Origin of the sequence: Pseudomonas asiatica, from assembly GCF_040214835.1 — a bacterium.
GTDB lineage: Bacteria > Pseudomonadota > Gammaproteobacteria > Pseudomonadales > Pseudomonadaceae > Aquipseudomonas > Aquipseudomonas putida_Z.
The window spans coordinates 3,086,564-3,102,092 of sequence record NZ_CP157874.1; the positions used below are offsets into that span (position 1 = coordinate 3,086,564).

General features: G+C 64.9%; 12 protein-coding genes. 4 read left to right on the plus strand and 8 right to left on the minus strand.

The features are described 5' to 3' along the window. Nucleotides 1–172 precede the first annotated feature (172 nt). The 8 genes from ABNP31_RS13880 to ABNP31_RS13915 all read right to left on the minus strand — a co-directional run bounded on the left by ABNP31_RS13880 (nt 173) and on the right by ABNP31_RS13915 (nt 9,374). The gene (locus ABNP31_RS13880; RefSeq protein ID WP_085664766.1) at nt 173–1,135 is read right to left on the minus strand and encodes a 2-hydroxyacid dehydrogenase; all 963 of its coding nucleotides are present in this window, start codon (nt 1,133–1,135) and stop codon (nt 173–175) included. A gap of 11 nt (nt 1,136–1,146) precedes the next feature. Then, nucleotides 1,147–2,439: an MFS transporter gene (locus ABNP31_RS13885; protein WP_025339275.1), complete on the minus strand. Its 1,293-nt coding sequence runs from the start codon at nt 2,437–2,439 to the stop codon at nt 1,147–1,149. A 58-nt stretch (nt 2,440–2,497) separates the two neighbouring features. Beyond that, entirely contained in the window at nt 2,498–3,448 is a 951-nt protein-coding gene (locus ABNP31_RS13890; RefSeq protein WP_350012401.1) for a sugar kinase, read from the minus strand. Further along, complete coding sequence (locus ABNP31_RS13895) at nt 3,441–4,229, minus strand: TIM barrel protein (RefSeq protein ID WP_085615548.1); 789 nt, start codon at nt 4,227–4,229, stop codon at nt 3,441–3,443. Before ABNP31_RS13895 ends, ABNP31_RS13890 begins: the two co-directional genes overlap by 8 nt. Nucleotides 4,230–4,296: 67 nt before the next feature. Further along, nucleotides 4,297–5,316, minus strand: a complete 1,020-nt coding sequence (gene ptxS / locus ABNP31_RS13900; protein WP_238066383.1) for a transcriptional regulator PtxS — start codon at nt 5,314–5,316, stop codon at nt 4,297–4,299. Nucleotides 5,317–5,588: 272 nt separating this feature from the next. Continuing rightward, complete coding sequence (locus tag ABNP31_RS13905) at nt 5,589–6,833, minus strand: cytochrome c (RefSeq protein ID WP_085588584.1); 1,245 nt, start codon at nt 6,831–6,833, stop codon at nt 5,589–5,591. Between the two features lie 12 nt (nt 6,834–6,845). Next, the gene (locus ABNP31_RS13910) at nt 6,846–8,630 is read right to left on the minus strand and encodes a GMC family oxidoreductase (RefSeq protein ID WP_025339280.1); all 1,785 of its coding nucleotides are present in this window, start codon (nt 8,628–8,630) and stop codon (nt 6,846–6,848) included. 3 nt (nt 8,631–8,633) lie between these two features. Beyond that, on the minus strand, nt 8,634–9,374 hold the full coding sequence (locus tag ABNP31_RS13915; protein ID WP_085664763.1) for a gluconate 2-dehydrogenase subunit 3 family protein: 741 nt from the start codon (nt 9,372–9,374) through the stop codon (nt 8,634–8,636). Nucleotides 9,375–9,826: 452 nt separating this feature from the next. On the opposite strand from ABNP31_RS13915, the gene ABNP31_RS13920 reads away from it, so the two are divergent. From ABNP31_RS13920 to ABNP31_RS13935, 4 genes are read left to right on the plus strand one after another with little or no spacing between them, the layout of a single operon-like run. Then, nucleotides 9,827–11,155, plus strand: coding sequence for a hypothetical protein (locus ABNP31_RS13920; protein ID WP_025339290.1), 1,329 nt, complete (start codon nt 9,827–9,829; stop codon nt 11,153–11,155). A gap of 32 nt (nt 11,156–11,187) precedes the next feature. After that, complete coding sequence (locus tag ABNP31_RS13925) at nt 11,188–13,425, plus strand: Ig-like domain-containing protein (RefSeq protein WP_085692509.1); 2,238 nt, start codon at nt 11,188–11,190, stop codon at nt 13,423–13,425. Between the two features lie 15 nt (nt 13,426–13,440). Next, a complete protein-coding gene (locus ABNP31_RS13930) occupies nt 13,441–13,914 on the plus strand; it encodes a curlin (protein ID WP_025339292.1) in 474 nt (157 codons plus the stop codon). Nucleotides 13,915–13,930: 16 nt separating this feature from the next. Then, a complete protein-coding gene (locus ABNP31_RS13935) occupies nt 13,931–15,376 on the plus strand; it encodes a curlin (protein WP_350012402.1) in 1,446 nt (481 codons plus the stop codon). Nucleotides 15,377–15,529 lie beyond the last annotated feature (153 nt).

Sequence of the window (15,529 nt, forward strand, 5' to 3'; positions counted from 1 at the left end):
GCTTCGCGGGCATGCCCGCTCCCACAGGGGCCTCACCAGCAGAAGGAATGTGCCGTACCTGTGGGAGCGGGTTTACCCGCGAACACCGGCATAGCCGGTGCCATCCACCGCGTCGCCTGCTTCGCGGGTAAACCTGCTCCCACAGGGGCCGCGCAGGTTTGTTGATCTGGCTTTAGCCATTCACCAGGTTGGCCGGGCGCTCACCAGCCAGGGCACTGAGCAGGTTGTCCACCGCACAGCGCGCCATGGCCTGGCGGGTTTCCTCGGTCGCCGAGCCGATATGCGGGGTCGCCACCACGTTGTCCAGCTGCAACAACGGCGACTGCGCCGGCAACGGCTCCTGCACGAACACATCCAGGCCGGCGCCGCGTATGCGCCGGGCACGCAACGCTTCGATCAGCGCCGGCTCATCCACCACGCGCCCGCGGGAAATGTTCACCAGGATTGCCTGTGGCTTCATCAGCGCCAGCTCCCGCGCGCCGATCAGGCCTTCGGTGCTGGCACTCAGCGGAACGGTCAGGCAAACGAAATCCGCCTGCTGCAACAGCTCATCCAGGCTGCATTGACGCGCCGCATGGCGCGCCTCCACCTCAGGCTTGGCACGCTGACTGTGATACAGCACACGCATGCCGAAGCCGGCCGCGGCACGCCGGGCCAGGGCCTCGCCGATGCGGCCCATGCCGACGATGCCCAGCGTCTTGCCGTGCACATCGCTGCCGAAATGCGCCGGGCCGAGGTTGGCCTGCCAGTTCCCGTCTCGCACCCAGTTCGCCAGCTCCACCACCCGCCTGGCGGTGGCCAGGATCAAGGCAAAGCCCGTGTCGGCGGTGGTTTCGGTCAGCACGTCGGGGGTGTTGGTCAACATCACGCCACGCCGGCTGAGCTCGGCGATGTCGTAGTTGTCCACGCCGACCGAAACGCTGGACACCACTTCAAGCTGTGGCGCCAGGTCGAGCAGGCTGGCGTCCAGGCGCAGGCTGGCCCCCAGCAACCCGTGCGCCCCCGGCAAGGCGTCGCGCAGGCGCGCCAGGCCATCGGGCCCGGAGGTGTCCACCCAGGTCACCTCGACGCGCTCTTGCAGGCGTGCCATCAAGTCGTCGGACAGGCGTTTGTACAGGACGATTCGCTTCTTCATTGCACAGGTTCCTAATGGTTCATGGCCAGGCGCGAGTTGCCGCGCTTGGCCCGGCCGGATGTCTGGGAAGTATTGAGTGCGGCGGTAAGCGCCACTGCGGCCAGCAGCGCACCGCACATGAACAGGTAGGAGGCACCGGGCCCGCCCGTGACGCCATTGAGGTAACCCACCAGCCACGAGCCACCGAACGAGCCCAGCGCGCCCATGCTGTTGATCAGCGCCATGGCACCGCCCGCGACGTTGGCCGGCAGGATCTCGGGCACGATCGCGAAGAACGGGCCATAGGGTGCGTACATGCAGGCGCCGGCGACCACCAGCAACGCGTACGACAGCCAGAAGTGTTCGCTGCCCAGGGCGTACGAGCCATAGAACGCAACGGCGGCGATCAGCAGTGGTGGCCAGACGAAGCGCTTGCGCTTCTGCAGGCGGTCGGACGCCCACGACACACCGACCATGCCCAGCACCGCCGCCAGGTAAGGTACCGACGACAGCCAGCCGGCCTGCACGATGTCGAGGTTGGCCGCCTGCTTGAGGATCGACGGCAACCACAGCACGAAGCCATACACACCGATGCTCCAGCAGAAGTACTGCAGCGAAAGGATGATCACCTGCGGCGAGCGGAACGCCTCGCGGTAGTTCTTCACCGGCTTGATACCTTGCTGCTCGGCAGCCAGCGCCTGCTCCAGGGCGGCCTTTTCCTGCTCGCTCAGCCAGTTCACCTGGGCCGGGCGGTCATCCACCAGGCGCCACCAGAAGAACGCCCAGATGACGGCAGGCAGGCCTTCGATGATGAACATCCAGCGCCAGTCGTAATGCTTGACCAGGTAGCCCGACACCACCGACATCCACAGGATGGTCACCGGGTTGCCGAGGATCAGGAAGGTATTGGCGCGCGAACGCTCGGCGCGGGTGAACCAGTGGCACAGGTACACCAGCATGGCCGGCATCACCGCCGCCTCCACCACCCCGAGCAGGAAGCGGATGGCGATCAGCATGTAGACGTTGCTGACCACGCCGGTGAGCGTGGCAAGGCCGCCCCAGAGTATCAGGCAGACAAAGATCAGCTTCTTCACACTGCGCTTTTCGGCGTAGATGGCGCCAGGCACCTGGAAGAAGAAGTAACCAAGGAAGAACAGTGCCCCCAGCAGCGAAGACAGTGCGGGGGTGATGTGCAGGTCTTCAGCCATGCCGGAAGCGGCGGCGAACCCGTAGTTGGCGCGGTCCAGGTACGCCAGGCTATAGGTGAAGAACACGATCGGGATGATGTACCACCAGCGGCGAGGTGCCAGGCTTTGGCTTTGCATGGTTCGTTTCTCCTGAGCTTGTTGTTTTTGTTGCAACAGGTGTTTCGGGGTCAAGTGTTCACGCGCTTCTGCGCAGGTCGTGGGCTTGCAGCTCATGGCGCAGCGGCAGACCTTCCATGTCGCCACGCGACTGCACGGCGCGGCTGCCGCACCAGTTGCCACGCGCCACTGCCTCGGCTACCGGGTGGCCCTCCAGCAGCGCACTGAGCACGCCGACGGCAAAGGCATCGCCGGCGCCAACGGTGTCCACCACATGGCTGACCGGCACTGGCGCCACCTGGCCTTCGCCCTTGGCGCTGCGGAAGTAGGCGCCGGCGTCGCCCAGCTTGATCACCACCAGTTCCACCCCTTGGTCGAGGTAGAACGCGGCGATGTCTGCCGGGGTGTGCTGGCCGGTCAGCAGGCGGCCCTCTTCCAGGCCTGGCAGAACCCAGTCGGCCTTGGCTGCCAGGGCATTGACTTCGCGCACCATGCTGCTTTGGTCAGGCCACAGCGAGGGGCGCAGGTTGGGGTCGAACGAGATACTGCGCCCGGCGGCACGCATGGCGTCCATCAACGCATGCGACAGCGCCCGGCAGCCCTCCGACAGCGCCGGCGGGATGCCGGTGGCGTGCAGGTGGCGGGCCTGCAAAGAGCCCGGGCGCAGCAACGCCGGCGACAGCCGGCTGGCCGCCGAGCCACGGCGGAAGTACTCCACCGCCGGGTCGCTGCCGTCATCGCAGCGGGCCTTGAGCTGGAAGCCGGTGGGGTAGTTGGGATCCACCTCGACGCCGGAGCAGTCCAGGCCTTCGCGGCGCAGGCTGTCGAGCACGAAGCGGCCCAGCGAATCGTCGCCCACCCGGCTCAGCCAGCGGACCTTGAAGCCCAGCCGCGCCAGGCCGATGGCCACGTTGCTGTCGGCGCCGGCGATGCGCTTGCCGAACTGGCCGACACTGGCCAGGTCGCCGGCCTGCTCGGCGACGAACATGGCCATGGTCTCGCCGAAACACAGCACGTCATGCTCATGCATGGCTCAGCTCCTCACTCGATACGCCCTGCCCCAGCGCCGCCAGGTCGCGCACCTGGGCACGGGTCAGCGCCAGCAGATCGTCGCTCACCAACGGGTACTCGACAGCACGCACCACGCCGGGGGTGAACTCGGCCATCAGCTCGGCCCACTCCTGCAGGTCCGCAGTCTCTGGCGGGACGGCTACCAGGCGGCCATCGGCCCGCCGCTGCACGGCCTTGCAGTGCACATAGCGCACCCAGCGGCCAAGCTGGCGTGCGGCGTGCCGGGCAGGCTCGCCCTGCCACTGCCAGTTACCGATATCGAAGGTCATGCCCAGGCTCAGCCCGAGCTCGTCGGCGCGCTGGAAAAACTGCTGCAGGGGTTCGATTCGTCCACCTTGCGCGGTCTGGTCATTCTCCACCAGCAGCAACGGCCCGTGCGCCGGCAACAGCGTCGCCAAGGCCGCAACATCACAGCCCGCATGGTAGTGGCCCAGGGAAACCTTGAGCGCTACCGCGCCAAGGGCGCGGGCGGTTTCCAGCTTTTGCGCCAATTGCGGGTCAAGCTCGCCTTGTGCGGTCCACAGTTCCAGGGGTGTGGAGTACAGGCACTCAAGGCGCAGCGCGGCAATGGCTGCAGCCAGCGCTGCAGTGTCCGGCGCACGAGTGAACAGTTCTTCGCGCAGTTCCACGCGGGTAACGCCAGCGGCAGCCAGCAGGTCAAGGAACTGCTCCTGGCCACGTTGCCGGACAAAGTCGGCACCGTAGCTGGAGAGGCTGATGGAAACGGGGCTCGAGTGCATTGTTGTTGTCCTTATGAAACCGGTTTCATTTTTTGATGACAGCAAGCACGCGGGTGCCTGCCTGTGATTACTGTGGCTGGGTTGAACCTCGGATGATCAGCTCGGCCTTGAAGTCGATGCGCCGGGCTGCCCCGCTGTCGCCGCGCAGGCGGCCAAGCAGGCTCTCGAATGCTGCCACGCCGATTCGCTCGGTGGGCTGGGCCAGTGCAGTGATGCCGCTGCCGACCAAGGGGTACCAGTCAAGGTCGTCGAGCGCGATCAGCCCGACGTCCGCGAACAGATTGCGCCCTGCTTCGTGCAGGGCCCGGGTCACGGCCAGGGTGGCGACACCGTTGAAGGTGAAGATGGCCTGCGGGCCATGGCCGCTGCCGGCGATGAACGAAGCCAGCTGGTCATCCAGCCCGGCGCCGATTTCCAGCACCTGCTGGCGCATGCCGGGGCGCCGGCTGATCGATGTGCCGAACGCTTGCACCCGCTCCAGCCGCGAGCTGGTGCCATCGAGGCGTTCGGTTACCGCCAGGATGTCGCGGTAGCCTTGCGCCTGCAGGTGGTCGAGGGCCTGCTCGACCGCGTCGGCATTGTCCAGGCCAACCAGGTCGACATTCAGTTCGGGCAACTGGCGGTCGACCAGCACCATGGGGATGTCGCGCTGCAGGTTGAGCAATTCGCCGGGGTGATGGCCAAGCGTGTTCACGATCAGCCCTTCGACGTTGTAGGACTGCAGGGCCACCAGGTGGTGACGCTCCTGCTCGTCGTCGCGGTTGGTGTTGCACACCACCAGGCTGTAGCCGTGCTGGCGGCAGGCAGTTTCCACGCCATGCATCACGGCCACTGAATAGGGGTTGAGGATATCGGCCACCAGCATGCCGATCAGGCGCGTCTGGCCGCGCTTCAGGCCACGGGCCATCTGGTTGGGGCGGTAACCGAGGCGCTCGATGACCTCTTCCAGGCGCTTGGCGGTGGCTTCAGCGAGCAACTGCCGGTCACCGCCGATGTAACGGGAGACGGTGGCCTTGGAAACGCCAGCGACACGCGCTACTTCGCTGATGGTGACCCGTTCGCGGGCATGGGCAGGCGCGTCGGTCATGGGCTGTCCTTATGATTGTTGTGATAGCGATGAAACCGGTTTCAATACAGCAAAATCGCACGCGTTCGTCAACATGCCGTTGGTCGGGAGTGCGATATTCATGCGTAGCAAATGCAATAAGAATACGCTTTAACTGACTGATATATATAGATATATAAACACGAGACCCTGTGGGAGCGGGTTCACCCGCGAATGCGATGTTGAATGTGCCGACGCATTCGCGGGTAAACCCGCTCCCACAGTGGATTGGGGGTGCAGACAGAGGGATGCAGTTAACGGAGGGCTTTCACGTCACTGGCGGTGACGGCATCCCCTTGGTTACCCCAACTGGTGCGAATGAAGTTCACCACCTCGGCAACCTCCTGATCACTCAGGCGCCAGCCGAACGCCGGCATGGTGAAGTTCGACGGTGCCGCGTGCGTCGCCGGCACTGTGCCCCCCGCCAAGACCACGTGGATCAGCGATGTGGCATCCGCCGTCTGCACCACCGGGTTGCCGGCCAGGGCCGGGAACACGCGGGTATAGCCCTGGCCATCGGTACGGTGGCAGGCCGCGCAGTTGTCGATGTACACCGCCGCCCCGGGCTTGCTGTCGTCGCCCTTCCACAGCGCATCCGCCACCTGTTTGTCGTACACGTGCGGCTGGTCATCAGGGTTGCTCGGCGGCAGCGTCTTCAGGTAACGGGCGATAGCGGTCAGGTCGGCGTCGCTCATGTGTTGCATGCTGTGCTCGACCACGTCGCTCATGCCACCGAACACGGCGCTGCGGTCGCTACGGCCAGTCTTGAGAAACTGCACCAGCTGCTCTTCGCTCCAGCTACCCAGGCCGTCCTTGTGGTCGCCACGCAGGTTCTTGGCAATCCAGCCTTCCAGCGGTGCACTGCCAGCCAGGAACTGCTCGCCATCCTGTGGGCTCAGTGCCTTTTCCTGCATGGTCAGCGCCCGCGGCGTATGGCACGCGCCACAGTGCCCCAGGCCCTCGACCAGGTAGGCACCGCGGTTGACCACCGGGTCGGCAGCCGCCGACGCCTGCCAGGGCTTGGCCTCTGGCGCGAACAACCCGCGCCAGACCGCCAGCGGCCAGCGCATGCTCAGCGGCCAGGGGATGTCGGTGGCCTTGTTCGGCTGCTCGACCGGCTCCACGCCCTTCATGAAGTAGGCATACAGCGCCTGCATGTCCTGCTCGCTGACGCGCGCATAGGACGGGTATGGCATGGCCGGATACAGGGTGCTGCCGTCCTTGCCGATGCCCTTGCGCACCGCCTGGTCGAAGTCTTCGAAGCTGTACTGGCCGATACCACTGGCCGCCGGGGTGATGTTGGTGGAGTACACCGTGCCAATCGGTGTCTCCATCGGCAGCCCACCGGCGAACGGCTTGCCGCCCTTGGCGGTATGGCAGGCGACGCAGTCGCCGGCGCGGGCCAGGTACTCGCCCTGGCGCACCTGCGCATCGTCATTCGGCGCAGCCTGTGCAGCCACGCTGGCACCCAGCAGGGTTGCGATCAACATTGTCTTCATGCGCATCGCTCCTCAAGCCTGGACCAGCGGGCCAGGGTTTTTCAGGTACTGCTCGCGGATGGCGCGGGCCGACCAATAGGTCAGCGCAGCCACCAGCCCGGTCGGGTTGTAGCCCAGCCCCTGGGGGAACGCCGAAGCCCCCGGAACGAACACGTTGTGCACGTCCCAGCTTTGCAGGTAGCGGTTCAACGCACTGGTTTTCGGGTCGGTGCCCATGATCGCGCCGCCGTTCAGGTGGGTGGTCTGGTAGCTGGCGGTGTTGAAGTGGTCCTTGACCTTCTTGCCCAGCACGGCAATGGTCTTGGGGTTCATCGCCTGGGCGATCTTGCTCAGCTTGTCGACCATGAACTGGTTCATCCTGATGTCGTTTTCCTGCCAGTCGAAGGTCATGCGCAGCAGCGGCTGGCCGTAGGCGTCGCGGTAGGTCGGGTCGAGGTCCAGGTAATTGCCACGGTAGGACTGGTGGGCGCCGTGGGCGTCCATCGAAACCTGGTGGGTGTAGTAATCGGCGGTGGCCTTCTTCCAGGCGCTGCCCCAGGCCGGTGTGCCAGGCGGGGTGGCGCCGCCGGCAATCGGCCGTGTGCCGGCCTGGTTCACCCACATCGGCGAGCCACCGACGAAACCGTGCGGGCCATGATCGAAGTTGTCGGCGTTGAAGTCATCGATGGCAATGCCGTTGCCACCGGCGCCGATGAAGTTGTTGGTGTAGGTGTCCTTGTCGAAGAACGCCTTGACCGTGCCCATGTTCTGGTAGGCGAAGTTACGCCCGACCACGCCTTCGTTCTTGATGGGGTCGTACGGTTTGCCGATGCCGGACAGCAGCATCAGGCGCACGTTGTTGAACTGGAACGCCGCCAGGATCACCAGGTCCGCCGGTTGCTCCACTTCCCGCCCCTGGGCGTCGATGTAGGTCACCCCGGTGGCCTTGCGCTTGCTGTCGTCCAGGTTCACCCGCAGCACATGGGCGTTGGGCCGCAATTCGAAGTTCGGCACCTGGCGCAGCGCCGGCAGGATGTTCACGTTGGGCGAGGCCTTGGAGTACATGTAGCACACGTAGCCGCTGCAGAAACCGCAGAAGTTGCACGGCCCCATCTGCGCCCCGTACGGGTTGGTGTACGAGCCGGAGGTGTTGGCCGAGGGCAGGTTGTAGGGCTTGTAGCCCAGGCTGGCCGCCGCCTTTTCGAACAGCCTGGCCGACACCACGTTTTTCTGCGAAGGCAGCGGGAACGGGCTGGAACGGTCCGGCGCATAGGGGTTGCCGCCCTTCCCTTCGCCAACGACCTGGCCGTTGACGGTCCAGGCCTGGCCAGAGGTACCGAATACCTTTTCGGCAAAGTCGAAGTGCGGTTCCAGTTCTTCGTAGCTGACCCCGAAGTCCTGGATCGTCATGTCTTCGGGGATGAACTTGCGCCCGTAGCGTTCTTCGTAGTGGCTGCGCATGCGCAGCTCCATCGGGTCTACCCGGAAGTGCACGCCAGACCAGTGCAGGCCTGCGCCACCTACACCTTTGCCCGGCAGGAAGGCACCGAGCTGGCGATTGGGCAGTGCCACGTCGTTCATGCCATGGCGGATGGTGACGGTTTCTTTCGACACATCGACGAACAGCTTCTTGCGCACGCTGTAGGTCAGCTCGTCGATCACCTGCGGGTAGCTGCCTTCCGGGTAGGTGTCCTGCATCGGCCCCCGCTCCAGGGCCACCACCTGCAGCCCGGCCTCGGTCAGTTCCTTGGCCATGATCGCGCCGGCCCAGCCGAAGCCCACGATTACCGCGTCCACTTTCTTCATCACGGTCGCCATGTCTCAGGCCCTCTCGCCACGGATCGAAACAGCCGGGAACGGGTAAGGCTCGTTGCGCTCGACCCAATCCATGAAATCGGCGCGGGCGCCGGGGAAGCCGATCTGGGTCCAGCCGACCATGCCTTTGTTGCCGCCATGGATCGGGTCGCAGAAGAACCCTTCACGGGTGTTCTGCACCAGCAAGCTGAAGAACACCTTGGCCGGCACGGTGTCGAAAACCAGCTCTCCAGCCTCGACCTTGCTGAGAACGTGGTCTCGGGTAGCGCTATCTTGCGCAGCAAAAACTTGCCCGGAATTGGCCTTGCACCAGCCGTCCACGGCGGCGATGCCCAGGCGGTAGATCTGTTGCGGGCTGAGTTGCAGCTGGTAACCCAGTTCGGGCGCGGCGTCGGCCTTGAACGGGCCCTGCATGTACCACTGCGCGCCGGTTGCGTAGGGGGTGTTCATCTGCCGGTCGATGAACTCGGCAGCGCCGGCTTCAAGTGCACCGGGGCCAAGCTCGTCGGCCGGGATGATGCGCGAGACGGCCGCCTGCACGAAGGCCCACTCCTCTGCAGTGAAGAACGTCGGCTGGTAGTTGCCCGCTGGCGGTGTGGCCGGCACTTTGGGCTCGTGTTGCGGGGCCGCAAGCAGCTGACTGGCACCCACGCCAAGCCCCGTGCTGGCCACGGTGACCACAGGGATCAAGGTCAAGGTCTTGCGCAGAAAGTCCCTGCGCGGGTTGTCTGGGGCATGGTCAGGCATTGCGAATCCTCATCGGCTGTGTGCGGCCTTGAAAAGCGCCATCTGATTTTCAATATGGGGGGTGGTCTTGATAGGCCATCAAGAAAACAGCCGAATAATTTAGCGTGTTCAGAAATGTTTTGAAACCGGTTTCAGGCTTGATTTCAAAGGGGCCGTCCGGACTTCGCACCAGGCCTGCCTGCCTTGCTGGCTACACACGCATTCGCGGGCAAGGCCGCGCCCACAGGGCCGCGTTCACGCAGATGTCACGAATGGGGCGGCACGACCTGCCCCACTCCCCAACCTTGGGGGCACGGTGCCCAACGACAAACGCCTACCAATACCGTTGATAAGGAATTGGATCCCTTGCCCTGCAAGGGCTACAGCACATTTTTTCCGGTTTGGCACGCCTATTGCCGATCTCCTGCCAGACGCCCCAAGTCCATGGGCCCGTTTGCAGGAGGAAATGACTCATGCACCGACCGATACCCCACCCGCTGGCAGTGGCGATTTTCGCCGGCATGCTCCAGCTCCCGGCGCAGGCTGCCTTGAACGCTGTCGATCCAGGCGCCTATGTGCCCGCCAACGGCGGCTTCCCTGCCTGGTACCAGGACAGCCACGGTCGTACCCTCGACCTGTGCCTGACCAAGGCGGTCAGCTCGCGGGTGCCTGGCGCGCCCGGCGCACCGTCGTACATGTGCACGCTGCTGCCTACCCCCGGCGTGTTCGACGATACCCAACCCATCGTCTTCCCCACCAACTTCCCTGACGAGGCGTTCTGGTTCACCGCCGACGCCGCCATCGTCGACGCCACTCGCGGCATCGACCTCAGCTACGGCACCGCGATCGAAGCGGCATTTGCCGCCGAAGAACCGGTCGACGGCGACCAGGTCAGCTTCGCCCGGGTGCGTATCCGGGTCGACGTGCCAACCGCCGGCACCTACGTGGTCACTCACCCCTACGGCGTTGAAGTGTTCGACGTACCTGCGGCCGGGCGCCGGGCGATCAACATGACCCGCGACATCGGCATTGCCGGCGCAGGTGATTTCACCGGTGCCCTGAAAGGCGATGTCGGGCCGTTCCTGCGTAGTGTCAACGGCCCCTACACCGAAGGCAGCGAGCGTTTCATCGGCGACCCGAACCTGGAAGAACGGGTGACCGGCAGCCCGTTCAACACCAACTACGTGCGCATCGAAGGCCCCGGCGGCATCGACCTGCGCACCGAGCTGTTCGCGGTTTCGGGCAAGCTTTCCGCAGTGGCCCTGCCAACCCCGCTGATGCCGCAACGCACTACCTACTCGCGGCATACCGAGAACGGCGACCTGCGCGCCCAGCAGGACATCTTCGTGATGGCCCCGCCGCCACCGGCCAGCGTCACCCTGACCAGCCAGACACCCAACCTGAACCTCACCGAGGCCAACGGTACCGGCGCCTGGTACGCCCAGTCGGTGCTCGACCCGGCCGCCGGGACGGTCCTGACGCTGACCGCCGACAACAGCGTGGCGATCCCCACCAGCAGCCTGACCACCGCCAACGTGCCGCTGACCGACCTGGTCACCATCACCCAGGCCCAGTACCGCCTGTCCACCGGCGAGCTGACCCTGGTGGCCAGCACCAGCGACGAAACCACGCCGCCAGTGCTCACCGCACATACCGGCAACGGCGCGCTGATCGGCAACCTGAGCGGAACTGGCGCCGTGAAGACGCTGAGCACCAGCCTGTCGCCGATCCCGCCGGCCAAGGTGCAGGTCACCAGTGCCAATGGCGGTAGCGACACCGAAGACGTGGTGCTGGTGCCATGAACAGACAAAGGCTCAGCCTTCAAGGAGGCAGCATGAACACTTGGTCGCGCCGTGCGCTGTTGGCCGCCGGTTTTTCTCTTACCGTTACCAGCGCCGCGTTTGCCGCGCTGTCCGATGTCGACCCGGGGCCCTACACCTTCGCCACCGGTGGCTATCCGATGTGGTACAAGGACAGCCTCGACCAGTCCCTGGAGCTGTGCCAGTCCCGTGCCACCAGTACGCGAGCCCCCGGCGCGCCAGGGGCACCCGCCTACATGTGTACCTTGTTGCCCGAGCCCGGCATCTATGACGATGCCCTGCCGTTGGTGTTCCCGGACAACTGGCCGCCAGAGATGTTCTGGTTCCTGGCTGAAACCGACATTCCGCAGGTCGGCAACAGCGGCTACGAGCTGGAGGTCTATGTAGCCGGGGTGGAGGCAGCCTTCGCCGCTGAAAACCCGGTCGATGGTGACCAGCAGAGCTTCGCCCGCATCCGTATCCGCGCTTCGGTCCCAAGTACCGGTACCTACACCATCACCCACCCTTACGGGGTGGAGACGGTCAACGTCACCACGGCTGGGCGCCGGGCGATCAACATCACCCGGGACATAGGCATTGGTGCTCCTGGCAACTTCCGGGGAGCGCTGGCGGGGGCGATCGGCCCTTGGCTGAAGGGTGTTGGCGGGCCTTACACCGCGGTCAACCCCGATACCGGCGCCATCGAAACCTACATCGGCGACCCCAATATCACCGAAGCGGTGACCGGCAGCCCCTTCAATACCAACTTCGTGCGCATTCAAGGCCCCGCTGGCACCATCCAGACCAACACCTTCACTGTTTCAGGCAAGGTACTGGACCAGCGTGCCCAGACCCCGGTCAGCCTGGAACGCGCCACCTACTCGCGCAATGCCACCGGCACCCGCACGGAAGTGTTCGCCAAGGCGCCCAGCGCAGCCAGCCTGTGCATGCGCAATGGCATCGCCCTGGTCGGCACCCCGCCTTCGCCGTGCCAGTACACCCTCACCGCCGACAACAACGGGCTGTTCTTCCACCAGCAGTTCGGCCAGGAAGCACCGCCCGCAGTGGTGGTGGTCACCGCCAGCAACAGCGCCGGCGGCACCCAGCCGACCGCGCTGTCGAGCAAGCTCACCGACGTGGTCAAGGTCAGCACCGCACGCTACGACTGGGCCAACAAGCGCCTGCTGATCGAGGCCAGTTCCAGTGATGAGGTGGCGATCCCCGACCTGCTCGCCCAGGGCTACGGTCGCCTGTCCAAGGCAGGCACGCTGCAGAGCCTGACGGTCAACGACGTACCGCAGCCACCGGCCACGATCACGGTCAAGTCGGCACGTGGCGGCAGCGATATCGAACCGGTGGTCGTGGTCGGCAACGCACCGGTCGAGGCGGCCAACCAGCCACCGCTGGCCCAGGCCGATATCGGCAGCACCAGCGTCGGTATCCCGATCACCCTCAACCTGCTACAGAACGACAGCGACCCGGACGGCAACGTACCGCTGACCATCAGCGACCTGACCCAGCCCGGTACCGGCCTTGGCGGCGTGGTGATGAACGGCACCACCTCGGTCACCTACACCCCGCCAGCCGGGGCCACGCAACCCGTGGTGGCCACCTTCAGCTACCGGGCGGTGGACGCCAAGGGCCTGAAGTCGGCACCGGCTACTGTCACCATCAACGTAGCGCCCAACCGGGCACCAACCGCCAACCCGGAAACCGTCGCCACCCTGGGCGTGCCATTGACCATCAACGTGCTGGCCAACGACACCGATCCGGAAGGCAACGTGCCGCTGACTGTCCCCGCTACCTCCCTCACCCAGCCGGCTACCGGTCGGGGCACGGTCAGCACCGACGGCACCACGGTGACCTACACCCCACCGGCCACGGTGACCACCGCCTTCACCACCACCTTCACCTACCAGGCGCGTGACTCGCTGGGGGCGCTGTCCAACCCCACTACCGTCACCGTCAACGTGTCGCCACGGCCCGCCGCCGAAACCTTCGCGGTCACGGCAGCCACGGTCACGGCACGCTCCAACAACCGTTACAACTGGGACCTCAGCGGTACCTCGTCGGTCACCACCGGCAACACCGTCACCGTGCGGGTTACCACCACTACCGGCGTGCAGACCCTTGGCACCGCCACGGTAGCGCTGACCGGCCGCTGGCGCCTGGCGGTGAGCAATAGCACCACGATCATCCCGACTGCGGCACCGACGGCGACGATCACCACCAGCCAGGGCACCACACGCACCGTCAACGTAACCGTGCAGTAAAGGCCGGAGGTTGCAATGAAACGCCTGTACCCCCTGCTGCTCGGCCTGGCCCTGGTGGGCCAGGCCTGCTGGGCCGACGACCTGCTGGACAATGCCGACCTCGCGCCCGGCAACGACCTCGGCGACCCGGTGATCATCCGCCTGCTGCCGGCCGGCGCCGGCCAGGCTGCGGTGATCGAGCAGCAAGGCGCGGGCAACCGCGCCGCACTCGACCAGAACGGCCAGGCCCTGCTGGGCCGCATCGTCCAGGCCGGTGGCGCGCAGGAAGCGTACATCTTGCAGGAAGGTAGTGACCTGATGGCCATCATCAGCCAACAGGGAAATGGCAACAGCGCGTCGATCCGCCAGAGCGGCAGCAGCAACAGCGCGGCCATCGAGCAGATCGGCAACGACAACAGCGCCAGCATCGTGCAGTCCGGCACTGGCCTCAACAGCTCCGTGACCCAGGCCGGCAATGGCCAGCACGTTCAGATCACCCAATACCGATAGCCCTGGAGGCACCCCCATGTACAAGCTCGCTCCGTTAAGTGCCGCTATCGTCCTGGCCCTTGCAGGTCAGGCCATGGCTGCTGACAGCACCTCGTCCCAGACCCAGGACGGCAAGGAAAACATCGCCGAAGTCAGCCAGTCCCTGGCGCCATTCGCCTCGGCCACCCAGACCCAGACCGGCAAGGGCAACAACCACCTGGCGGTGCAATCCGAGAGCACCAGTGATATCCAGCAGAGTGCCAACGGCCAGTACAACGCCGGCTACGCCGACCAACTGTTCGAGAACGGCAGCCAGATCACCCAGCACGCCAGCGGCAGCTACAACGATGCCTTCGTCAGCCAGTCGCTGGGCCTGGGCAACCAGTCGCTGCAAACCCAGCAAGGCGCCGAAAACACCTCGACCGTGTGGCAGGACAGCCAGGAAGGCAGCAAGGCCACCACCTGGCAATCCGGCCAGCGCAACGAGGCCTTCATCGAGCAGACCTTTGGTGGCAGCAACAACAGCAGCATCATCAACCAGACCGGCCAGGACAACTACGCCGCCGCCGAGCACCTGAGCTACGTCGATGGCGATATCCAGGTCTACCAGGATGGCAAAGGCAACTGGGCGTATGGCGACCAGCGCGACGGCACCGGCGGCACCATCGGCATAGGCCAGTACGGTGGCGGCAACTCGGTGGAAGTGTGGCAGGACAACCAGACTGCCAGCCAGGCATCGGTAACCCAGTCCGGCCAGCTGAACGAAGGCTATATCGACCAGAGCTTCGGCATGAACAACAAGGTCAGCCTGTCGCAACAGGGCACGGCCAACGCCAGCTGGTCGGACCAGTTCGAGACCAACAACTCGACCACCACCATCACCCAGACCGGTAGCAACAACCTGCATTTCACCTACCAGAACGGTGAAAACCTCAACCTGACCATCAACACCAAGGGCAATGGCAACAGCGTCACTGCCAGCAACTGGAAAGGCGCCAAGATGGGCGGCCAGTTCGGTACCAACCAGAACGCCACCATCAACCAGAACGGCAATGGCAACGGCGCCAACCTGACCCAGAACGGTGACAACCAGCTGGCCACGCTGACCCAGAAAGGCACCGGCAACCAGATGGAGACCAAGCAGGCCGACATGAACAACGAGCTGTACTTCGAACAGAACGGCACTGACAACATCCTGATCGCCGACCAGCGTGGCACCGAAAACTATGCCTACGGCAACAGCCAGGGCACCGGCAACGTCATCAACCTGGACCAGTCCGGCTACAGCAACCAGAGCTACACCAACCAGCTGTACGGTGGCGGCAACGAAGCCACCATCAAGCAGGTTGACAGTTACAACGTCGCCTACGTGACCCAGGGAGGCCAGGGCAACAAGGCGTACGTCGACCAGAGCGGTGTCACCCAGACCGCGACCATCAGCCAGCTGGGCAGCGCGAACGTGGCCACTGTGACCCAGCAATAGATCGCTCCCCCTTTGAACCGCGGTGCTCCTCTCCCTGGTGCCGCGGTTCCTTTTTATTCCTGTCAGAACTTCTTTTCTTGCCGACCTGTTCGCGGGCACGCCCGCTCCCACAGGTACTCCACCGCCGTCAAAGCCTGCGCCAACCCTGTGGGA